This is a genomic window from Ensifer sp. 38_S197, from assembly GCF_056924495.1.
Genome location: NZ_JBXOVZ010000001.1, coordinates 248812 through 270112, shown reverse-complemented (window position 1 = coordinate 270112; position 21301 = coordinate 248812). Strand labels below are relative to the sequence as shown.

Genomic DNA, 21301 nt, shown 5'->3' with positions numbered 1-21301 from the left:
ATGCCTGTTGCTTTCCTCGATTTGGCGCAAACGTGCGCACCCAAAATTGCAGCCGAGACGCTCGCCGCGATCATCAGCCTTGAAAGCCAATTCGAACCCTTCGCCATCCGGGTCAACAGCGGCGCATCACTCTCTGAGCAGCCCACGACCAAGGTGGAGGCGATCGTAATCGCCACGTCAATGGCAGCCGATGGGCAGGACATCCAGCTCGGTCTCGGCGGCATCGGCATGGAAGAACTCCGCAAGCTCAACCTTTCCATTTCAGATGCCTTCGACCCATGCCTCAACCTTCGTGCCACGGCGACCATCCTCGACGGGTACTACCGGCTGGCGGTAAAAGCCGGCGCGGACCCGAGCCGGGCGGAACAGGTGATGCTGCACTCCTACTACGGACGGAACAATCCCTCTGTCGGCGCGATGGTCAGGTACGATGAGCAGGTCCGCCAGGAAAAAAGCCGGCTCGCCAGAACCATCACGACTCTCATGATCGAAGATGGTGGCCGAGAGAGGGAGCTCAACGAAGCGCCTCTTGTCGAGGCGATCGGAGATGCCGGCAAGGACGAGGCCCAGACTGATCGAACGGTGTCGGTGCCGTCCTGGGATGTTTTCAGTTCGAGACGGAGGTCCTCCGTCCTCGTGTTCCAGAACAGTCAAATGGAGGAGAGTGAATGACTTTCAGTGCCCGTATCCGCCCGATCGCCGCATCCGCCGCCATGGCAGCGGCTATCGTGGCATCCATGGTCGAACCTGCCTTCGCGCAGGCGGCCGGCATCGAGACCGTGCTGCAGAACATCGTCGATATGCTGACCGGCAACATCGCCAAGCTTCTGGCCGTTATCGCGGTCATCGTGATCTGCATAGCCTGGATGTTTGGCTACATGGATCTGAGGCGCGCAGGGTTCTGGATCATTGGCATTGGCGGCATCTTCGGCGCTACCGAACTCGTGAACACCATCGTCGGAAGCTGACACCATGGCGAGTTCGCGGCCAATCCTTGAGGAAGACACGCTGTTCATCGCTTGCACCCGGCCGGCGATGATCGCCGGTGTGACGATGGAAGCCATGGGCATGAATATCATGCTGACGACCATCCTCTACATTGTTGCAGGCTCGGTCGCCTACGTGCTCGTCGGCGTCGTCTTCCATCTGCTGTTCCGAGCACTCGTCAAGCACGACCACAACATGTTTCGCATCTTGCTGGCTTGGGTGGAGACACGCGGCCGGTCCCGCAACAGCGGCTATTGGGGCGGAGCGACGCTTAGCCCCCTAAAGCTCGCGCGCAATTACGACGAAAGGGATCTCGGATTTGCCTAAACTCGCCGCACTCAGATCTCGCGAACTCGGTCCTGAGACCTTCATCCCCTACGTCCGCCACGTCGACGAGTCGACAATCGCACTCGATTCCCGGGCACTGATGGTGATGATCGCATTAGAGGGCGTCTCTTTCGAGACCGCGGACGCCCTCGACCTGAACGCACTCCATCGCGACCTCAATACCCTCTATCGGAACATCGCCGACGAGCGGCTCGCCTTGTGGACCCATCTCATCCGCCGCCGGGACGGCGACTTTCCTGTGGGTACTTTCGCGACCGCATTTTCGGCCGCGCTCAACGACAAATACCGCAAGCGCATGGTAGGCGAAGATCTGTTCCGCAATGATCTTTATCTGACGATCCATTGGTCTCCGGCACGCCACCCGGCCGACAAGGCAGCGACGTTCTTGTCGCGTCTGTTGCAGTCCCGTCGGACGGGCGTCGAATTGGATGAGGAGGATCTCAAGCATCTTCGAGACAAGGTCGTCGACGTTACGGCGGCGTTGAAACGTTTCGATCCCCGCGTGCTGTCGCTTTACGAGCACAGGGGCCTGATCTTCTCGGAGCCGAGCGAGGTACTGCATCAGCTTGTCGGCGGCCGGCGGGAACCGGTTCCGCTGACAGAGGGTCGCATCGCCTCCGTGATCTACTCCGACCGGGTCATCTTCGGCCGCGAGACGATCGAGATTCGCCACGAGGCCGAAAGTCGGTATGCCGCTATGCTGAGTTTCAAGGAATATCCGGCCAGAACTCGGACCGGGATGCTCGACAGTGTGCTCACCAGTCCTTTCGAAGTTATCCTGGCGCAATCCTTCTCCTTCGTATCGAAGGCGGATGCCCGCGTCATCATGGGCCGCAAGCAGAACCAGATGGTCAGCAGCGGCGACAAGGCGTTCTCGCAGATCGAGGAGATCGATGAAGCGCTGGACGATCTGGAGTCCAATCGGTTCGTACTTGGCGAACACCATCTGACGCTGGCCGTCTTTGCGCGGTCGGTGAAGGAACTGATCGACAATCTCGGCAAGGCACGCGCAGGTCTGACCGGTGGTGGTGCGGTTGTTGCGCGTGAGGATCTCGGCCTTGAGGCTGCCTGGTGGGCCCAGTTGCCGGGCAATTTCCGCTATCGCGCTCGGTCCGGGGCGATCACGTCCCGCAACTTCGCGGCGCTCTCGCCATTCCATTCCTACCCGATCGGTCGGAAGGACGGCAACGAATGGGGACCTGCCGTCGCCCTTTTCAAGACGGCGTCGGGGTCACCGTACTACTTCAATTTTCATTACGGTGATCTCGGTAACACCTTCGTCTGCGGACCGTCCGGTGCCGGCAAGACCGTGCTGTTGAACTTCTTGCTGTCACAGCTCGAGAAACATGACCCGCATGTGGTGTTCTTCGACAAGGACAGGGGAGCTGATCTCTACGTGCGCGCTGCCGGTGGCACCTATCTGCCGCTCAAGAATGGGGTCTCGACTGGGTGCGCTCCCTTGAAGGCACTTGAACTGACGCCGGATAACAAGGTGTTTCTCACGCGCTGGGTCGGCAGGCTTGTCGGCTCGGCAACACGAGAGCTGACTGTGACCGAACTTCGAGACATCGCCTCCGCCATCGACGGCCTTGCCGACTTGCCGGTGGAGCGCCGGACGATTGGCGCGCTCAGGACGTTCCTCAACAACACCGATCCCGAAGGCATTGCCGCGCGGCTGCGGCAGTGGGAGAGCGGAGGCCCGCTCGGTTGGGTCTTCGATAACGTCATTGAGGACATTGGCATCGGCGGCAAATTCGTCGGCTATGACATGACCGATTTCCTCGGCAACGAGGAAATCCGCACGCCCCTGATGGCCTACCTCTTCCACCGGGTCGAGCAACTGATCGATGGCAGGCGCATCATCATCGTTATCGATGAGTTCTGGAAGGCGCTCCAGGACGAAGGGTTTCGCGATCTCGCACAGAACAAGCTCAAGACGATCCGCAAGCAGAACGGCCTTATGCTCTTTGCTACGCAGAGCCCGCGCGATGCGATCGTATCGCCGATCGCTCATACGATCATCGAGCAATGCCCGACGCAGATCTTCCTACCGAATGCCCGCGGTAACCACGCCGACTATGTCGACGGCTTCAAGCTCACCGAGCGGGAGTATGAACTCATTGCACGCGAGCTCTCCGTCGAGAGCCGCCGATTTATACTGAAGCAAGGGCACAATAGCGTCGTCGCCGAACTGAACCTCGGCGGTTTCGACGACGAACTTGCCATCCTCTCTGGCCGCACCGCGAATGTCGAACTCGCCGATGCCATCCGCACAGAAGTCGGCGACCGGCTCGCGGATTGGCTTCCGATTTTTCAGCAAAGAAGGAGTTTGAGCTAATGGCTTCCTATCGAAATCATAGCGCGGCAATTGCCGCCGCGCTCATTCTCTTAGCCAGCACGGCCGCAGGGCAGGGAATCCCGGTGATCGACCGGACCGCGATCGCCAAGCACCTCGAGAGTATCGCGCAACTGAAAGCCCAGCTCGATGCGCTCAACCAGCAGATCGAGCAGGCGCAGCAGCTCTACGGCTCGCTCAACAAGATCACCGACATGGCGGATGTTGCCGGCGTCCTGAACGATCCTGCCGTCCGCAAGGCGCTCCCCGGGGATTTCAACGCCATCGAGGGGCTGTTCAAGGGAAGCGGCACGGGCGTGTTCGGGGATAGGGCCTCAAAGTTCCTTGAGGGTAATTCGACCTATCGGACCAGCGCAGATGACTTTTACGCGCAGGAGCTTTCGCGCATTCAGAACAAGAATGCCGGGCAGATGAGCCTAGCGCAGCATATCTACGACGCCGCGGCCAAGCGCGTCGATGGCATTGACCAACTGCGCGAGAAGATTTCGACGGCGGGTGACGCCAAGGACATTGCCGACCTTCAGGCGCGACTTCAGGCGGAGACGGCGTTTCTCCAGACCGATATATTGCGCATGGAGGCCCTTCGGATGGTGCAGCAAGCCCAGGCACAGGTCGACGAGCAGCGCAAGGTGGAGGACTGGCGCCGACGCATGGATGCAATGAAGGCTGCACTGCAATGAAGGGCCATATCGTTCTTCTCGCTGCCCTATTGGTCAGCTGCTCCGAGCAAGCCGAACGGACCTACACTGTCGACGAACTCATCGCCGACGAGGCCCTGCTAGCCGAAATCATGGCGACGTGTGGCAACAACCCCGGTGAACTAGGCAATACCCCGAATTGCCAGAACGCGGCGGCCGCAGACTTCAAGGCTCGCTTTCGACGCATGCGAAAAGCGCTTGGAGGCTGAGGCATGTATCAGGTCTTCGCCTTCGTCGACGAGCAGTTCAAGGCACCGCTGGAGACCTTTATCTCCGACGGGACCTCCAACGTCTCCGAGTGGATCTCGGGCCCTCTGACGGCAGCGGTCACCCTCTATGTGGTGCTCTATGGCTACCTTGTGCTTCGCGGCTCGGTCCACGAGCCGATCCTTGACTTCGCCTATCGGGCGATCAAGCTCGCGATCATCGTCATGCTGGTGAGGGACGCCGACGAATACCAGACCTATGTCACCGATATCTTCTTCGAGGTGTTGCCGCGTGAGATATCGCAGGCACTGAACACCGGCGCGGCGCCGAGCGCTACAACGTTCGACAGTCTGCTCGACAAGGGACAGGATTCGGCCATCGATATCTGGTCCCGTGCCACTTGGTCGTCGAGTATTGTGTTGGGTATCGGTGGCGCAATGGTGATCGGCGCGAGCTTCACGGTAGCGGCGATCGGCTATATCGTCTCGCTCTATGCCCGACTGGCGCTCGCCATCGTGCTCGCAATCGGCCCGATCTTCGTGGCATTCGCGATGTTTCAGGCGACGCGACGCTTCACCGAGGCCTGGATCGGACAGCTTGCGAACTTCGTGATCCTCCAGGTCCTCGTCGTCGCCGTCGGCTCCCTGCTGATCACGTGCATTGATACGACCTTCACGGCGATCGAAGGATACAGCGACGTGCTGATGCGTCCAACCGCGCTCTGCGCCATCTGCCTCGCTGCTCTCTATGTCTTCTATCAGCTTCCGAACATCGCTTCAGCGCTTGCCGCCGGCGGCGCGTCGTTGACCTACGGCTACGGCGCTGCACGCGACGCCCACGAAAGCACGCTCGCCTGGGCGGCGTCCCATTCCGCCCGTGCGACCGGACGCGGTGTCCGCGCCATTGGTCGAACCTTCAGCTCGAGAGGCTCGGGATCGTGACGCTTTTCGCACGAACAAGAAAAAGGCTCTTCAGGAATGATCAGAACATTTCCGCTGCTCTGCATGGTCGCCGCCTTAAGCGGCTGCACATCGCTGACGTATTCGCTCCCGAAATGCGACGGCTATTCGCGCCGCCCGCTTAATCGCGCCATGTGGCAGTGGGAAGACAATAGCAACCTCCAACAAAAACAGGCGGATGCGCGACCGGCGGCCTCTCAGTCCGTCGCCACCACTTATGTCAAAGAGGGCAGGGAGCCTCCCGCCTTCGCCCATCTCGACATCGACGCCTCCTATCGTCCATCCGAGGGCTGACGCCATGGTCTCCGGGGACGAACTCAAGACATATTTCGCAAAGGCGCGACGCTTCGATCAAGACCGGATGATCCAGGTCGAACGCTCGGCACGCATCGCCTGGTTCATCGCCATCGTGGCCGCCATTCTCGCCGGCGCTTCGATCTTCGCCGTCGCCGGCCTCACGCCGTTGAAAACGGTCGAGCCATTTGTCGTGCGGGTCGACAATTCGACGGGAATCGTCGATGTCGTCTCGGCATTGACGTCTACGGCCGGTACGTATGATGAGGCCGTAACCAAGTACTTTGCCGCGAAGTATGTGCGTGCTCGCGAAGGCTATGTCTGGAGCGAGGCGGAGGTGAACTTCCGCACCGTCGCGCTTCTCTCGACGCAGCCTGAGCAGGCTCGGTTTTCAGCGCTCTATCGCGGCAGCAATCCGGAGTCGCCACAGAATACCTATGGGCGCGGCGCCACCGCGCGCATCAGCATCGCCTCGATCTCGCTGATCAATCCGCATGTCGTATCCGTCCGCTACATGCGCACCATCACCCGCGGGGAAGAAGTCCGGACAACCCATTGGGTTGCGACGCTCACCTTCTCCTATGCAAACGCGCCGATGTCCTCGACGGATCGGCTGGTGAATCCTCTCGGTTTTGCAGTCAGCGAATACCGAGCCGATCCGGAGGTCATCAACTGATGCGGACTACCCTCATCGCCACCCTCCTTCTTACGACCTCCGCCTCCACCGCGTTCGCCCTCGAAATCCCCCGCGGGGCGTCGCAGGACGGCCGTGTTCGTTTTGTCGATTACCAGCCCTACAACATCACTCGCATCATCGGCTCATTGCGTTCGTCGGTGCAGGTGGAGTTCGCGGCGGACGAAGAGATAGCGCATATTGCGCTCGGCAATAGTGTGGCCTGGGAGGTCGCGCCGGCGGGCAACATCCTATTCCTCAAGCCGCGGGAAAATCAGCCAGTCACCAATCTCTCTGCCGTCACCACGCGGCGCGACGGCTCGAGACGAAGCTACCAAATGGAACTGACGGTGCGGGATGGGAAGGTGGAGGTCGGCCAGAACACCTACTTCTACGTCAAATACCGCTATCCGGCCGACGAAGTTGAACGGCGGCGCCAGGCCGCGGCGGCGCGAGCGATCGCCGCCCAGGCGGAGGAGGCCGACAACGTGTTGGCCATTCATGAGACCCATGGGCCGCGGAACTGGCGTTACTCCGCCCAAGGCGCGCAGGCTCTGGAACCGCAATCGGTCTACGACAACGGCAAGGTCACGACGTTCGCCTTCGTTGGCAATCAGGAAATGCCGGCCATCTACATCGAGAACTCAGACGGCAGTGAAAGTCTGGTGCCGAAATCCGTAGATGGCAATCTTGTCCTGGTCCACGCGATCAGCCGGAAGTTCATCCTGCGGAGGGGACGGGACGTGCTCTGCGTCTTCAATGAGGCCTACGATCGGGTCGGCATCAACCCTGACACCAGTACGACCTCGCCGTCGGTCGAGCGGGTCATTCGGACGGACATCGGCACGGGGCAGTAGGAGGCTGTCATGGTTCAGGAAGATGAAAGCCGGATACCGGGCGAACGCGCCGAAACGGTTCCCGGCGGGAGGATCGACAACCATCCCGTCTTGAGGCGCAGCGCGGTTGCGCTGGCCGTTGTTACCTTTATCGCCTTCGCCTTGTGGTCGATGAGCGGCGAGAACACTCCGACGGACACAACCAGACCCGAGCGGGTTGTCATCCGGCAAACGGCGAACTTCGAGCCGGTGAAGGAGAAGATGGAGCCGGTCCAAGCCGTGCCGGAAGTGAAGCTGCCGACCCCGCTCGCGGCTGAGGAGGTGGAGGACGACGATCCGCTGCTCGACTCGGCGCGCCGGGCTCCGGTCATGGCCTTCAGCGGCGGACAGAAGAACACGACGTCGCACCGTGAGACCGCAGATCCACTTATGTCCGGGGGCAGCAATTTCGTGCCACTCGATGGAAACACCATGGGCCAGAACGCCGCCGATGCCGATGAACAGCGGTTCAACGGGCTGCTACGGCCGACGAAGCTTGAAGGCTCACGCGCCGGCACACTCGGCAATCGGAACTTCATAGTTGCAATGGGATCGTCAATCCCGTGCGTGCTGGAAACTGCCATGGCATCCGATCAGCCCGGCTTCACCAGCTGCGTGATCAACCGGGATGTTCTCTCGGACAATGGCCGGGTTGTGCTGATGGAGAAAGGCACGCAAGTTGTCGGCGAATATCGGGGCGCCCTTCAACGAGGACAGAAGCGCCTATTCGTGCTCTGGAATCGTGCGAAAACCCCGAACGGCGTCATCGTCACCTTGGCCTCGCCGGCGACGGATGCGCTCGGCCGGGCCGGCATCGACGGCTATGTCGACACCCACTGGTGGGAGCGGTTTGGGAGTGCGCTTCTCCTGTCCATCGTCGGCGATGCTACGAGCTATGCCAACAGTCGCCTGGGGAACAGCGACGTCGACGCTGAGAACACCACAAACGCAGGCCAGCAGGCGGCAGCCATCGCCGTCGAGCAATCGATCAACATTCCGCCAACGCTCAACAAGCACCAAGGCGAGCTCGTCTCGATCTTCGTCGCACGTGATCTCGACTTTTCCGGTGTTTACGGATTGCGGGTGACCGAGCCGAAGAACAAGGTCCTTGACCGCGCGGTGCTGGGGGATTTCAGCCCGCGGCCGACGTTCGTGACGAAGTAGGGTAGGGGCGGTGACCGAGGATCCTGACGCGACGGTCGTTCGTGAACTGCTCGCTCCGTTCACGCCGTTCCTTGATGACAAGTCGCTCTACGAAGTGATCGTCAATCGGCCCGGGCAGGTGCTGACAGAAGGCTCCGGTGGATGGCGGACCCATCATCTGCCGGAGCTATCCTTTGAAAAGCTGATGCGCCTTGCCCGGGCCGTGGCCAGTTTTTCCCATCAATCCATCGATGAAACGCGGCCGATCCTGTCGGCAACACTGCCGGGGGATGAGCGAATCCAGATCGTCATCCCGCCTGCGACCACGCGGAACACAATCAGCATCACCATCCGAAAGCCATCATTGGTCACATTCACGCTCGATGACCTGGAAGAGCGAGAGTTTTTCTCCGGGACGCGAGCGGTTAGCGGAGACGCCCCGGCACTGCACCAGGATTTGCTGGAGCTATACCATGCCGGCCGTTTCAAGGAATTTCTGCGGGAGGCCGTGATTGCGCGGAAAAACATCATCATCTCAGGCGCAACCGGATCGGCCAAGACGACGCTCTCAAAAGCGTTGATCAAGCACATCCCATCTCACGAGCGGATCATTTCGATCGAGGACACTCCAGAATTGGTTATTCCGCAGCCCAACCATGTACGCCTTTTCTATTCGAAAGGCGCGCAAGGACTTTCCACTGCCGGTCCAAAAGACCTGTTGGAATCGAGCCTTAGAATGCGGCCCGATCGAATCCTGTTGCAAGAGCTGCGCGACGGCACTGCATTTTACTACGTCCGCAACGTCAACTCCGGTCATCCCGGATCGATCACGACCGTGCATGCCGATTCCGCCGAACTCGCTTTGCAACAATTGACGCTGCTCGTGAAGGAATCCGAAGGCGGACGCAATCTGGATCGCGAAGACATTGATAGACTATTGAGGGTCTCGATCGACGTCATTGTCCAATGCAAGCGAATGGATGGCCGGTTTCGCGCAACAGAAATCTACATTACGCCTAACGGATAACCGATGCGATGGAAGCGCGAACCGGTCAGTCGGTCGATGTCATCTTCACGATGCTCGGCCTGTGCGCTTCTAGCGACTTCACATTTGGCGGCTTCGCTATGACTGCGAAGGGACCTTCGGTTGCCGAAATATCCTCAATTGCTCGATGCAGGGCTTCGCCGGCGGCAATGGCTTCAGCATTGCCGCTATCTCGGCGAGATTGCTATCACTTCATCGCTTCGACCTTGGATGCGACCATCTTATTGCCCTGTTTTACATAGGTGATCTTCACGGTCTCACCGACCTTGAGCTTCTTGAAGTTGAATTTGGTCGGAAGGGTGAAGGTCTCACCAGATTGCAGGACAATGTCGTCCTTGGCTTGATCAATGGACTTAACGACGCCGGTCGTGGAGAGTGGCGCGGCGAGAGCCGAGGCCGCAAACAAAGTGGAAACGAGAAGTCCAGGAAGGATGCGTCTGACAGTCATAGGCTTTCTCCTTCGATCCAAAGGTGGGGGGCGATTGCCCTCATGATGGCCTGCATCATTGCACACATGACATTGCCAGGTATTTGCCGTTTGTTTACGGATGGGTAAGGTACTGGCGCCTGACCGGCACCTTCGGACTTGTGAACGCAAGCAGTGTACGCGCGCTGTCTTAGCGCGGGTCAGCCGCCTTGCCGCTCGCCATTCGCGGAAAGTCGATGCAAACGACGAGGCCTGGACGGTTGTCAGAGAGTGTGATTTTGCCTCCATGCAGCTCGGCGATTGCCGCAACTAAACTCAATCCAAGTCCGCTGCCTGGCGTTGAACGCGATTTTTCTAGCCGGTAGAGACGATGAAATACCTTCGCTCGCTCATGTGCAGGGACCCCAGGGCCATCGTCTGAGACGATTACACTCGGTCCGACTTGGCCAGCCTCCAATGTAACGCGGATTGTCGTTCCTGCCGGACAATGGCGTATAGCATTTTCGAGTAAGTTCACGAAAAGCTGCGTTAAGAGTTCACTGTCGCCGTTGATAACAGCTCGCTGCCTCGAGAGCTCCACAATGAGTGTATCCCCGGCATCCTCTGCGACCGGGCGATAGATTTCTACGATTTCGGTTAGTAGGTCTTTCAACTCTACTGATTGGAAACGTTGCCGTCGCGCGCCTGCCTCAATCTGTGCAATGCGCAGCAGCGCCTCGAAGGTCTCCACAATGGTGTCTAGCTCCAAAAGACAGGCGCTCACTTCTTTGCGAAAGTCAGAGACGTCTGTCGCGGTTCGAAGCGCCACGTCGAGTCTCTGCCTCAGTCTGCCCACGGGCCGCTTCAGGTCGTGCGCGATATCGGTCGAAGACTGATCAACACGCTCTATCAGCCTCTGCAGATGATCGAGCGTAGCGTTGATCTGTTCGGCGACGCGATCCAGGTCATCTCCTGAGTAGCGCCGGGCGACGCGTTCCTGCAGTTCACCTTTCGCGACAGCTGCGAGAGCTCTGGAGATGGCGCGGATTTGCGACTGGGCGCGCCGAGCGATCAGAGCACCGGATGCCGTCGCGAGCAGTACCAACGCCGCCAGTTCCCAAAAAAGGCCACCAAGGAGTGTTGATTGAACCACCCGGAGGTCTCCAATACTGGCGCCGACCAGGAGCTTACCCTGCGACAGGGGAGTCCAAAGGGCGTAATAGGAGTCGTCCGGACTTCGTTGTCCGCTTACGCGCTCGAGGTCGCTTTCCCGCAGGATGAGCCAGCCGTGAAAATCTGGAATGCCTGCGACATTGCCTGCCACGAAGCTGCCCGTGTCATCGACGAGCAGCAGGATCGTGCCGATCGGGCGACGCGACGTCGCCTCGCGCCTAACAACCTCCGCAACATCTTTAAAACCGTCGCTGCTATCGATGGCCACCAACGCGTCACGGCTGTCGAGGATATGCAGCTTGATACGCTCCTCGAGTTCGGCGCTCAGTTGCCAGTAGATGACAGTCACCCCGGCAAGCACCGTGGACCCGATGAGGATAGCGAGCAAAATCGATCCCCGCACTGCAGTGCGGCGCAACAGGTCAGACATGGTCGTCAATGATGTAGCCCGCACCGCGGACGGTATGTATCAACTCGGTGTCGAACGGCTTGTCGATCTTGGTCCGCAGCCGTGAAATATGAGTCTCTACAACGCTGGTCTTCGGCTCAAAATGGAAGTCCCACACACGCTCCAGCAGCATTGTTCGGGTTACCACTCTGCCCTTGTTGCGCAGCAACACCTCTAGGAGCCGGAACTCGCGCGGCTGGAGGTCTATGATTACGCCCGCGCGTTGCACGATCCGGCGGGAGAGATTCATTTCGAGGTCACGAATGCTAAGCGTGGTCTCCTCGTTCTTTAGCGGCGGGCGGCGGCCTAATGCGTTCACACGCGCCAGCAGTTCCGCAAAGTAGAATGGTTTTGAAACATAGTCGTCGCCCCCTGCCTCAAGCCCCTTTACCCGATCGTCGACGCCCCCTAAGGACGTCAGATAGAGAACGGGGGTCGCATTGCCGACACTTCGGAGCGCCTTCACAAGCGACAGACCATCGAGTACCGGCAGCATGCGATCGACGATCAGAACATCATAGTCGCCCGTCGTTGCCTGCAGCAGGCCGTCGCGACCATCGGCAGCAACGTCGACTTGATGACCTTCCTCAGAGAGGCCGTTGTTTATATAGGACGCCGTCTCCGCATCGTCCTCGATGATCAAGACTCTCATTTTTTCGCACTCTTGCTGCAGCCGGCTAGTCGGCTGTGCCGCAAGGTTTGGCATACTAAGATAGCAGACGAGACCGTTCGGGGACACGCCCAATGCAGTCGGAAACCGATGGTGAGATATCTTCACCTGGGCCAATGCGAAGTTCAAAGTTCAAGTGTCGACTAAAATTCCGCCAGCGACGGCGGCCGGACAAATGTTTAGGAACGATCCGGGAAACCACGACCTGTCCCGGTAAGTCGTCGTGCCGCGCATTGCCAAACCGTGCGCCGCGAACGATAAACATTCAATGCTGGCCAGTGATTTAAGGAATGTGCTTGAGGAGCTCTACAACGCTGGTGCCTATCGGGTGCCGGCAGACGAACTCTACTGGCCACCCAAACTGCATCCTGCGGTCTTTCGCGCCCTGAACATGCAGTACATTACGCGAAGAGAAGTGGACGACGGCCGTGTCGAATTCTCGCTGACGCAAGCGGGCTATCAGGCGATCAATGCCGAGGTGCCTTGGTCCGACATCCTGCGCCGGCGACTACGGGATTTCTTCCGTTTCGGCAAATCTCGCTAAAGTACCCCGTCAAAGGCAAACCTTGGCAATCTTTCGAGCGCAAGCCGCTTTTATCCTGGCGATGGCGACGCAGATCTCAGACCGTAATCGGCGATCGGGATCAAGGAATAAGTCGCTTCGATGAAACCGGTATTGATCCATCGCGCGAAGAAATAAGGCGACGGAGCTGTACGCGTCGTGGTCCGCCGCCTGCGCGTTGAAGGCGTTCGTAGAAGATAGGGATGCGCTTGTCTAACATAGCAACGGCCCGGCGATCTTCCGATCCCGAGCCGCTTGATCCTTGGGAGGATAAGACGCCCCTTGAGGCGCCGGAATTGGTTAGCCGCGGCGCGTGTCCGGGAAGTTTGCCGGGTCGATGCCGAGGGTGCGCAGGTCGCTTGCCTTCGGGCGGCGGTGACCTTCGACAGCGGCGGCGGCAGCGCTGGCAGCGCCGAGAACTGCGAACGCACGGCCGATGAAACCCTTGTGGTAAGTTGTGGTAGCCATCTTCTTGCTCGCTTTCGTTTTCTCTCTGATGAGCAAAAGATGGGGTCTGGCCGGTCTTTTTGCAATGCACAATCGGACACGCCAGCCATGCAAAGGAAGCAGGCCCGGTCGGTAGTCAAACCAAACGGGCCTGCGGATAGGCCTTGGGAGGAGGCGCTATTTCGGAGCAATTCCGAGAGGAGACTCTACCCGGAATTGCTTTGAGATGGCTCAGTCCTCGTTGGCTGCCAGTTGCGAGAGCACCTCGCCACGACCACGGGCCCTGAGGATCAGCGGTACGATCAGCGCGGCAGCGGCGATGACGAGGAGCACAGCGGCGATCGGTGACGTGAACAGCACGCTGAAGTCCCCCTGGCTGATCGCAAGCGCGCGGCGGAGCTGCTGCTCGGCCAGCGGGCCAAGGATCAGGCCGACGACGACAGGGGCGATCGGATAGCCGAAGACGCGCATGGCGTAGCCGAGCAGGCCGAAGGCGAGCAGCATGCCGAGTTCATAGACCGACGGGTTGGCGCCGATGGTGCCGAGCGTCGCAAACAACAGGATACCGGCATAGAGCCACGGCTTCGGGATCGTCAGCAGCTTTACCCAGAGACCGATCAGCGGCAGGTTCAGGACCAGCAGCATGAAGTTGGCGATGAGCAAGCTGGCGATCAGGCCCCAGACGAGCTGCGGATTGGTCGCAAACAGTAGCGGACCAGGCTGCAGGCCGTACTGCTGGAAACCGGCGAGCATGATGGCCGCCGTTGCAGTCGTCGGCAGGCCGAGCGTCAGCAGCGGTACGAGCGTTCCAGCGGCGGACGCGTTATTGGCGGCTTCCGGACCTGCAACGCCCTCGATTGCGCCGTTGCCGAACTCTTCCGGATGCTTCGTCAGGCGCTTTTCTGCAGCGTAGGAGAGGAAGGTGCCGATCTCGGCGCCGCCAGCCGGCATCGCGCCGATCGGGAAGCCGATAAAGGTGCCACGCAGCCAGGGCTTCCAGGAGCGTGCCCAGTCGGTGGCATTCATCCAGACCGAGCCACGCACGGCCTCGACCTTATCGGGACCCTTGTCGCCTTGCGCAGCGATAAAGAGCGTTTCGCCGATGGCGAACATGGCAACGGCGAGCGTCGTAACTTCGATGCCGTCAAGCAGTTCGGGAACACCGAAGGAGAGGCGCGTCTGGCCCGTCAGCTGATCGATGCCGACGACAGAAAGTGCCAGGCCAACAAATAGCGAGGTCAGACCGCGAAGCGTAGAATCGCCGAAGGCCGATGAGACGGTGACGAAGGCGAGCACCATCAGCGCGAAATACTCGCGTGGACCAAAGACCAGGGCCAGCTTGACGACATAGGGCGCGATGAAAGCAAGGCCGAGCGTGGCAATGAGGCCGGCGACAAAGGACCCGATCGCGGCTGTCGCCAGCGCCGGGCCGCCGCGTCCAGCTCGAGCCATCTTGTTGCCCTCGAGCGCAGTGACGATCGAGGCGCTTTCGCCGGGCGTGTTCAAGAGGATCGATGTGGTCGAACCGCCATACATGCCGCCATAATAGATGCCGGCGAACATGATCAGTGAACCGCCGGGATCGAGGCGATAGGTAACAGGCAGCAGGAGAGCCACCGTCAGCGCCGGGCCGATGCCTGGCAGAACGCCGACGGCGGTACCGAGCGTCACGCCGATCAGCGCGTAGAGCAGGTTCATCGGCTGCGCAGCAACCAGCAATCCCTGCAGCAGGAAGTCAAAAGTAGCCATGGTCGTCGGCCCTCTTAGAAGAACAGGCGTTCAAGCGGCCCCGCGGGCAGCGACAGTTGCAGGAGCTTGGCGAAAATCACCCACACGACAAAACAGATCGCAATACCGACGGGAATTGAGAACCAGAGCTTCCGCTTGCCAAAGCCACGTGCGGTCAGCGCGAACAGAATGCCGGTAGCGATCGAGAAGCCCGCGACATTCAGCAAGAGCATCTGGGCAGCAAGGCCGCCAACGATCCAGATGACGGGAGCAACCTCCTGGTGTTCACGCTCCGGGAAGTCGCCGCGAAACGCTTCGAAGCCCGTCCAGATCGCGAGAGCGAGAAGACAGCAGGCGATCGCATAGGGGACCGTTGTCGGTCCAACCTGGGAATAACCGGCAGCGCCTGCGAGGCGCGACACATCCCAGAAAATGAGTCCAGCGATAGCGGCGAGGACCACCGCGATGAAGAGCGCCGCCCGATCCGGGCGACGCGTTGGGGTAGAAGGGTGATGCCCCTTGGTCATTTCACCAGTCCAATGTCCTTGAGAACACCTTCGGTGGCAGCAACATCCTTGTCGAGCTGGGCGTTGAAGGCGTCACCGGCGAGGTAGCTGTCCTGCCAACCCTTGGACTTCAGGACTTCCTGCCAGCTGGCAGACTTTGCAAGCTTCTCGATATCGGCCGTTACGGCAGCCTTCTGCTCGTCAGACAGGCCAGGAGCGGCGGCGACCATGCGCCAGTTCTCGACGACGACGTCGAGGCCGGATTCTTTCAGCGTGGGTGCGTCAACGCCCGACAGGCGCTCGGCGCTCGTTACGGCGAGCAGGCGAAGCGTGCCGGCCTTGACCTGCGATTCAAACTCGCCATAGCCGGAAACACCGGCCGTTACCTGGCTGCCGAGGATGGCTGCGAGGGCCTCACCGCCGCCAGAGTAGGCGATGTAGTTGATCTTGGTCGGATCGACGCCGGCTGCCTTAGCGATCAGGCCAACGGCAATGTGGTCGGTACCGCCGGCCGAGCCGCCGGCCCAGGACACCGCACCCGGGTCCTTCTTCAAGGCTGCGACGAGGTCGGCCATCGTCTTGATGTCGGAAGCAGCCGGAACGACGACCGCTTCGTATTCGCCGGTCAAGCGCGCGATCGGCGTGACGTCCTTGAGGGTAACCGGGGACTTGTTGGTCAGGATGGCGCCAACCATGACGTAGCCGCCGACGATCAGAGCGTTCGGATTGCCCTTCTGCTGGCTTGCGAACTGGGCGAGACCGATAGTGCCGCCGGCGCCCGGCACGTTCTGAACCTGAACGTTGCTGGAGATGCCTTCCTGCTGCATGACGGTCTGAAGCGAGCGTGCCGTCTGGTCCCAGCCGCCGCCCGGGTTTGCCGGTGCGATGATCGTGTAGTCGGCGGCGAATGCCGGCAGCGACATGGCGCCGGCGAGAATCGTTGCGAGGAAAAAGTGTTTCAAGGTCAGTCCTCCGTGAGGCGCGTTTTCACCGCGCACGTTGTTGCTGTGTGCGAGCGGGGAGACGGCGACGGGTTCTTTCGACCCTTGTCGCTTGACCGGATTGGTGGCTTCCTCCCAGTGCGCAACCGGCAAACCCGCCTCCACGGGTGCCAGTGACCCTAAGCCACCATAGAAAGCTGACATTTAGCTGACATCAAGCCCCGAATACGCTTTTCGAGGCGTGACGTTTACGAAATCTTAGGCGCTTGGCCCCGCCGGCGAGGGAAATGGCATCATTGTCGGCCTGGGTGGCTCTGTTCGCAGAGGTGGATCCACCGGGGAAAGAGGCGAATCGAAACCTCGGAGCCGAGGCGCCGGCTCCACGGATGATGAGTCGCGATATCGCGAGGACGACAAGCTGTGGTAGTGTCGCGCCTGCCACCCCGAAGACCTGTTCGAAAGGATGGAGCCATGACCAAGACAGCCAACACCAAAATCGCCAAGGCTACATCGAAGCGACCCGCAAAAGAAAACACTACACGAGCGAGTGTGTCAGCCAAAAACGAAGGCGAAAAAGAGGAGAGGGGACAGGCGGCCGCAGACCAGCCGAAATTGCTTTCAGGCGGCAATCCTCAGATCGCCAAGGGCTACGGTGATGCACCAGTCCAAGCCTATATTGCCGCGATGCCGGGCTGGAAAAGTGCGGTCGGGCGCCGTCTCGACCAACTCATCATGCGTGCCGTCCCGGAAGCGCAAAAGGCCGTGAAGTGGAATTCGCCGCTTTATGGGATGGAGGGCAACGGTTGGTTCCTCGGCGTCCACTGCTTTGCCAAATATATCAAGGTCGCGTTCTTTAATGGCGCGGCACTGAGCCCGCCGCCGCCAGTCGAATCCAAGACAGCGAATGCGCGCTATTTTCATATTCACGAAACGGACGAGATTGACGAAGCTCAATTCAGCGATTGGGTAAAACAAGCGAGCCGATTGCCCGGCGAACGCATGTGAGCGGAAAGCCATTGGTGTCGCGCGAACGAACCTTGCGTTCAACGTGTGGCACCGGAGAGGAGATGATGCGATGAAGAAAACGTCGAAGACAGTAAAGACCGAGGCCGCGGACGGAGAAGCGTCTGCCGCCGAACGGATCGATGCCAGGATAGCCGAACTCGACGACTGGCGGGGCGAAGTGCTTGCGCGCGTCAGGAGGCTGATCAAGGAAGCCGATCCTGAGGTCGCCGAGGAATGGAAATGGAGAGGTGTTCCGGTTTGGGAACATGCAGGGATCATCTGTACCGGCGAGACCTACAAGTCCGTGGTCAAGATGACCTTCGCCAAGGGCGCGTCGCTCGAAGATCCCGCGGGGCTCTTCAATTCGAGCCTTGACGGCAATGTCCGGCGGGCGATCGATATCCATGAGGGCCAACAGATCGACGAAGACGCTTTGAAAGCTCTCATTCAACAGGCCGTGGACCTGAACCTGTCGGTGCAGGCCGAGCGTAGCGGCCGGTCCCGGAAGAAGGCCTGAAAACCCGATTAAGGCGCGGCCGACCTAGCGCTCGCCCAGTTTTCAATGGAGCCGCAGGACCTCGTTCCATTTGGCGATCAGCCGCGAGCGTTTCACCTGATCAAGATAGACCATCAGCCCGGGGCTGACGGGAACGGGGCGCAATTGAGCGCCGAGCATCTCTTGCATGGTATTCGCGGTGTTCTCGCCGGCGACCTCGGGGCTGACGGCGGCAATCTGCAGTTCCCGCGCCATGATCGTCTGTCCTTCCTTGGACATGAAAAACTCGAGATAGCGTCGTCCAAGATCTGGAGAGGCCGAGGCCTGTGGAACGAGGCCAATTCGCGACATCACCACCGTGTAGTCCTTAGGCAAAACGATCCCGACATCCGGATGCCGCGCTGCCCAGTCCGCCGCGTAGGAGCCAAGGATATTGTAGCCGAGCACAAAGCGCCCGTCGGCGACACGCTCGAGGATGGCCTCACTGGTGGAGTAGAGCTTGACGCCGGCGGCACCCATGGCCTGGATCACATCCCAGATATCGCCGAACTGCTCCTGGTCACGCGACATGAAGAGGAAGCCGACGCCCGAGCGCTCGATGTCGTAGGTTCCGATACGCCCAAAAACGTTGGCACCCTGGCGCTTCAGATAACTGACGAATTCGGCCCGTGTCGACGGTGGCTTTTCCGTCGTGAAACTTGGCTTGTGATAGACGAAGACGGCGGGCTCGAAGGTGAGCGCATAGGCCGTGTTGCGCCAGTTTGCCCAGGCGGGCCAGCGGTCGCTCATCGGCAGGTCGCTGCGCTGGGCGTAGCCGTCGTTGCTGAGCTTGACTTGGAGGTCCATGGCGGAAGAAAAGGCGAAGTCCGCCGTCTTCATTCCGGCGTCCGTCTCCTTGACGATGCGGTCGTAGATCTCGCCGGTCAGCATGTCTTCGTAGCGTACGGCCACATCCGGATTGGCCCTTTGGAAGCCGATGATCATCGGCCTGGCGAGAGGTTCATCGAGCGAGGAATAGACCACCAGCGTGCGCGCATCGGCGTTGCCGGAAAGAGCTGGAAATATGATCGGTGCCGCAAGCAGCAGCTGGGGGCAGAGGGCAAAAAAAAGAAGAGAAATCAAGAACCGCATAAATCCACAATGCCTCAGCGCGTCACCGTTCACAAGCAAGGCGTCGCCGGATAAGGTGGTGCAGGGAGTGACGATATTTGCGCATCTTGCTTGTTGAGGACAACCAGGACCTGGCCGAGGGCCTGTCTGCCATTTTGCGTGGCAGCGGCTACGCTGTCGACGTCGTCAGTGATGGCGCTTCGGCGCATGCGGTTGCGGCGGCTGAAACCTTCGATCTCGTCATTCTCGACCTCAACCTGCCAGAAATGGATGGGCTCGACGTACTGAGGGCAATGCGCGCCCGGCAGAACCGTGCGGCGGTGCTGATCCTTACTGCGCGGGGAGCACCTGAGGAACGGATCAAGGGTCTTGATCTCGGCGCCGATGACTACATGATCAAGCCGTTCGACGTCGGGGAACTCGAGGCGCGCGTGCGCGTGTTGCTGCGCCGGCAGGCAGGCCTCAGGGCATCCACTGTGAGCTATGGCAATGTTTCGCTTGATCTCAATACCCGCAGCTTCTCCTCAGGCGGCGCGCCGATCGAGATCCCTGCGCGCGAATTAGGACTTCTCGAACTCCTGTTCATGCGGGCCGGCAAGGTGGTCGCAAAGGACGCGATCATGCAGTCGCTGACCGGCTTCGACGACGATCTTAGCCCCAATGCGATCGAGCAGTATGTCAGTCGGCTGCGCAAGCGGTTGGCCCCGCATGGTCTCACCGTGCGCACAGCCCGCGGCATCGGCTACTACCTCGACAAGATGGCCGGGCCGGAATGAGAACGACAGTCTATAGCCTCCGCCGGCGCCTACTTGGCTGGCTGCTGATTTCGACGGTCGTCATCGGCGTGATTGCGCTCATGGATACCTATCGTGAGGCGGTCACGACCGCCAACGTTGTCTCCGACCGCGTGCTCGCTGGCTCCGCATTGGCAATCGCGGAGCGCGTGGTCGTGGCAGAGGACGGCTCGCTCGAGGTCGATATCCCCTATGTTGCCCTGGAGATGCTGACCTCTGCCGCGCAGGATCGTGTTTTCTACAGGGTCGACGGCCCGCCCGGCCAGTTCATCACCGGCTACCAGACGCTGCCGTCGCTTGCTGAAGAGCCTGGGACATCCACGACCTTCGCGGATGCGACGTTTCGTGGTGAACCGATCCGCATCGCTGCTCTTCGCCGTTCCGCCTCGACCGGCGTCAATTCGGTGCCCTTCGTCGTTACCGTTGCCGAAACTACGATCGCGCGTCGGCAACTGGCGCAGACCATCCTGGTCCGATCGGCTCTTCGTCTCGGCATGATGATCGCCGGGGCCGCGGTGATCGTCTGGATCGCAGTCACATTTTCGCTGCGCCCGCTTTATCGGCTCGGAGACGCGATCGCCGAGCGTAATCCTGATGATCTGCACCCGATTGGTGAACGCGTACCCAACGAAGTCCAGGGGCTTGTCGACACGGTCAACTCGTTCATGGGGCGTCTGCAATCGGCGCTCGATGCGCTGCGCAATTTCACCGGTAACGCCAGCCATCAATTGCGAACGCCGCTTGCGATCATTCGGACTCAGCTCGCCTTGGCTCAGCGTGCCGGGTCCTTCGAGGAGACGAAGAATGCTGTGAAGAAAGCCGACGAAGCCGTCGCCAACGCCGAACGCATCCTGGGGCAATTGCTGCTGATGGCGAAAATCGACGCGGCGGGCAAGAACGAGGCGCGGATGTTGGAGCGTGTCGATCTTGTCGAACTCGCGCGCGAGATCACAGCCGAACACGTGCCGGCGGCGGGAGAGGCCGATATCGATCTCGGCTTCGATGGCGATGGCGAAGCCTTCATTCGCGCCGAGCCGCTGCTGGTGGCCGAGATGCTCAAGAACCTGATCGGCAACGCCTTGCTCTATGCCGGCTCAGGTGCCGAAGTGACGACACGCGTTATTGCAGACAGCGGATCCGTGTCGCTGGAGGTCGAGGACAATGGCCCGGGCATTCGGGCGGAGTTGCGTGAGAAAGTGTTGCGTCGCTTCGAGCGCGGAGGCAGCGAAGCGCCGGGTTCGGGACTTGGTCTGCCGATCGTCGAGGAGATCGCAGATCTTTACGGGGCGACGACCCGTCTCAGCGAAGGGGCCGATGGTCGAGGCCTCAAGGTGACCATCCGCTTTCCGGCGGGGTAATTTTACAGGCCGGCTCCCTCCGGCGCCGCAATCGCGGGCGGGATGAGCCAAGACCATCTGCACGCGGTCAAG

At 60.3% G+C, this 21301-nt stretch carries 25 protein-coding genes; 17 read left to right on the top strand and 8 right to left on the bottom strand.

The window, feature by feature from the left end; translation table 11 throughout:
- From AC1Z3V_RS01070 to virB11, 12 genes are read left to right on the top strand one after another with little or no spacing between them, the layout of a single operon-like run.
- Window positions 1-672, top strand: coding sequence for a lytic transglycosylase domain-containing protein (locus AC1Z3V_RS01070; RefSeq protein ID WP_483496717.1), 672 nt, complete (start codon window positions 1-3; stop codon window positions 670-672).
- On the top strand, window positions 669-968 hold the full coding sequence (locus AC1Z3V_RS01065; protein WP_429809940.1) for a TrbC/VirB2 family protein: 300 nt from the start codon (window positions 669-671) through the stop codon (window positions 966-968). Before AC1Z3V_RS01070 ends, AC1Z3V_RS01065 begins: the two co-directional genes overlap by 4 nt.
- Window positions 969-972: 4 nt before the next feature.
- Complete coding sequence (locus AC1Z3V_RS01060; RefSeq protein ID WP_483496716.1) at window positions 973-1314, top strand: VirB3 family type IV secretion system protein; 342 nt, start codon at window positions 973-975, stop codon at window positions 1312-1314.
- The gene (locus AC1Z3V_RS01055) at window positions 1307-3673 is read left to right on the top strand and encodes a VirB4 family type IV secretion/conjugal transfer ATPase (RefSeq protein WP_483496715.1); all 2367 of its coding nucleotides are present in this window, start codon (window positions 1307-1309) and stop codon (window positions 3671-3673) included. The genes AC1Z3V_RS01060 and AC1Z3V_RS01055 overlap by 8 nt, the downstream gene beginning before the upstream one ends.
- Window positions 3673-4371, top strand: a complete 699-nt coding sequence (virB5, locus tag AC1Z3V_RS01050; protein WP_483499499.1) for a P-type DNA transfer protein VirB5 — start codon at window positions 3673-3675, stop codon at window positions 4369-4371. Before AC1Z3V_RS01055 ends, virB5 begins: the two co-directional genes overlap by 1 nt.
- The gene (locus tag AC1Z3V_RS01045) at window positions 4368-4598 is read left to right on the top strand and encodes an EexN family lipoprotein (protein WP_483496714.1); all 231 of its coding nucleotides are present in this window, start codon (window positions 4368-4370) and stop codon (window positions 4596-4598) included. Before virB5 ends, AC1Z3V_RS01045 begins: the two co-directional genes overlap by 4 nt.
- A gap of 3 nt (window positions 4599-4601) precedes the next feature.
- Window positions 4602-5537 carry a TrbL/VirB6 family protein gene (locus AC1Z3V_RS01040; protein WP_483496713.1) on the top strand — a complete coding sequence of 312 codons (936 nt, stop codon included), beginning with the start codon at window positions 4602-4604 and terminating at the stop codon, window positions 5535-5537.
- A 36-nt stretch (window positions 5538-5573) separates the two neighbouring features.
- Window positions 5574-5849, top strand: coding sequence for a hypothetical protein (locus tag AC1Z3V_RS01035; RefSeq protein WP_483496712.1), 276 nt, complete (start codon window positions 5574-5576; stop codon window positions 5847-5849).
- Between the two features lie 4 nt (window positions 5850-5853).
- A complete protein-coding gene (locus AC1Z3V_RS01030) occupies window positions 5854-6525 on the top strand; it encodes a VirB8 family type IV secretion system protein (RefSeq protein WP_483496711.1) in 672 nt (223 codons plus the stop codon).
- Window positions 6525-7379 (top strand): P-type conjugative transfer protein VirB9, encoded by an 855-nt coding sequence (gene virB9, locus AC1Z3V_RS01025; protein WP_483496710.1) that lies wholly within the window; start codon window positions 6525-6527, stop codon window positions 7377-7379. The genes AC1Z3V_RS01030 and virB9 overlap by 1 nt, the downstream gene beginning before the upstream one ends.
- A gap of 9 nt (window positions 7380-7388) precedes the next feature.
- The gene (gene virB10, locus AC1Z3V_RS01020) at window positions 7389-8561 is read left to right on the top strand and encodes a type IV secretion system protein VirB10 (RefSeq protein ID WP_483496709.1); all 1173 of its coding nucleotides are present in this window, start codon (window positions 7389-7391) and stop codon (window positions 8559-8561) included.
- 10 nt (window positions 8562-8571) lie between these two features.
- On the top strand, window positions 8572-9567 hold the full coding sequence (gene virB11 / locus AC1Z3V_RS01015; protein WP_483496708.1) for a P-type DNA transfer ATPase VirB11: 996 nt from the start codon (window positions 8572-8574) through the stop codon (window positions 9565-9567).
- A 205-nt stretch (window positions 9568-9772) separates the two neighbouring features.
- Here the strand turns inward: virB11 and AC1Z3V_RS01010 are convergent, their stop codons facing one another.
- The 3 genes from AC1Z3V_RS01010 to AC1Z3V_RS01000 form a co-directional block, all read right to left on the bottom strand.
- Window positions 9773-10033: a DUF1344 domain-containing protein gene (locus tag AC1Z3V_RS01010; protein ID WP_429809919.1), complete on the bottom strand. Its 261-nt coding sequence runs from the start codon at window positions 10031-10033 to the stop codon at window positions 9773-9775.
- Between the two features lie 169 nt (window positions 10034-10202).
- Window positions 10203-11594, bottom strand: coding sequence for a sensor histidine kinase (locus AC1Z3V_RS01005; protein ID WP_483499498.1), 1392 nt, complete (start codon window positions 11592-11594; stop codon window positions 10203-10205).
- Window positions 11587-12264: a winged helix-turn-helix domain-containing protein gene (locus AC1Z3V_RS01000; RefSeq protein ID WP_483496707.1), complete on the bottom strand. Its 678-nt coding sequence runs from the start codon at window positions 12262-12264 to the stop codon at window positions 11587-11589. Before AC1Z3V_RS01000 ends, AC1Z3V_RS01005 begins: the two co-directional genes overlap by 8 nt.
- Before the next feature lie 286 nt (window positions 12265-12550).
- Here AC1Z3V_RS01000 and AC1Z3V_RS00995 point away from each other — a divergent pair, with 286 nt between their 5' ends.
- Complete coding sequence (locus AC1Z3V_RS00995; RefSeq protein WP_483496706.1) at window positions 12551-12826, top strand: hypothetical protein; 276 nt, start codon at window positions 12551-12553, stop codon at window positions 12824-12826.
- Window positions 12827-13144: 318 nt separating this feature from the next.
- Here AC1Z3V_RS00995 and AC1Z3V_RS00990 read toward each other — a convergent pair whose 3' ends face one another.
- From AC1Z3V_RS00990 to AC1Z3V_RS00975, 4 genes are all read right to left on the bottom strand, one after another.
- Window positions 13145-13312, bottom strand: a complete 168-nt coding sequence (locus tag AC1Z3V_RS00990) for a hypothetical protein (RefSeq protein WP_089045897.1) — start codon at window positions 13310-13312, stop codon at window positions 13145-13147.
- A 210-nt stretch (window positions 13313-13522) separates the two neighbouring features.
- Entirely contained in the window at window positions 13523-15040 is a 1518-nt protein-coding gene (locus AC1Z3V_RS00985) for a tripartite tricarboxylate transporter permease (protein WP_483496704.1), read from the bottom strand.
- A gap of 14 nt (window positions 15041-15054) precedes the next feature.
- Entirely contained in the window at window positions 15055-15546 is a 492-nt protein-coding gene (locus AC1Z3V_RS00980) for a tripartite tricarboxylate transporter TctB family protein (protein ID WP_483496703.1), read from the bottom strand.
- A complete protein-coding gene (locus AC1Z3V_RS00975) occupies window positions 15543-16487 on the bottom strand; it encodes a Bug family tripartite tricarboxylate transporter substrate binding protein (RefSeq protein WP_483496702.1) in 945 nt (314 codons plus the stop codon). Before AC1Z3V_RS00975 ends, AC1Z3V_RS00980 begins: the two co-directional genes overlap by 4 nt.
- Window positions 16488-16937: 450 nt before the next feature.
- On the opposite strand from AC1Z3V_RS00975, the gene AC1Z3V_RS00970 reads away from it, so the two are divergent.
- Together AC1Z3V_RS00970 and AC1Z3V_RS00965 are read left to right on the top strand one after the other, a co-directional pair.
- Entirely contained in the window at window positions 16938-17471 is a 534-nt protein-coding gene (locus AC1Z3V_RS00970; RefSeq protein ID WP_429809908.1) for a DUF1801 domain-containing protein, read from the top strand.
- 70 nt (window positions 17472-17541) lie between these two features.
- The gene (locus AC1Z3V_RS00965) at window positions 17542-17988 is read left to right on the top strand and encodes a DUF1801 domain-containing protein (protein ID WP_429809906.1); all 447 of its coding nucleotides are present in this window, start codon (window positions 17542-17544) and stop codon (window positions 17986-17988) included.
- 42 nt (window positions 17989-18030) lie between these two features.
- Here the strand turns inward: AC1Z3V_RS00965 and AC1Z3V_RS00960 are convergent, their stop codons facing one another.
- Window positions 18031-19098, bottom strand: coding sequence for an ABC transporter substrate-binding protein (locus AC1Z3V_RS00960; protein WP_483496700.1), 1068 nt, complete (start codon window positions 19096-19098; stop codon window positions 18031-18033).
- A 77-nt stretch (window positions 19099-19175) separates the two neighbouring features.
- Here AC1Z3V_RS00960 and AC1Z3V_RS00955 point away from each other — a divergent pair, with 77 nt between their 5' ends.
- Together AC1Z3V_RS00955 and AC1Z3V_RS00950 are read left to right on the top strand one after the other, a co-directional pair.
- On the top strand, window positions 19176-19853 hold the full coding sequence (locus AC1Z3V_RS00955; RefSeq protein ID WP_173519900.1) for a response regulator transcription factor: 678 nt from the start codon (window positions 19176-19178) through the stop codon (window positions 19851-19853).
- The gene (locus tag AC1Z3V_RS00950; RefSeq protein ID WP_483496698.1) at window positions 19850-21229 is read left to right on the top strand and encodes a sensor histidine kinase; all 1380 of its coding nucleotides are present in this window, start codon (window positions 19850-19852) and stop codon (window positions 21227-21229) included. The genes AC1Z3V_RS00955 and AC1Z3V_RS00950 overlap by 4 nt, the downstream gene beginning before the upstream one ends.
- Window positions 21230-21301 lie beyond the last annotated feature (72 nt).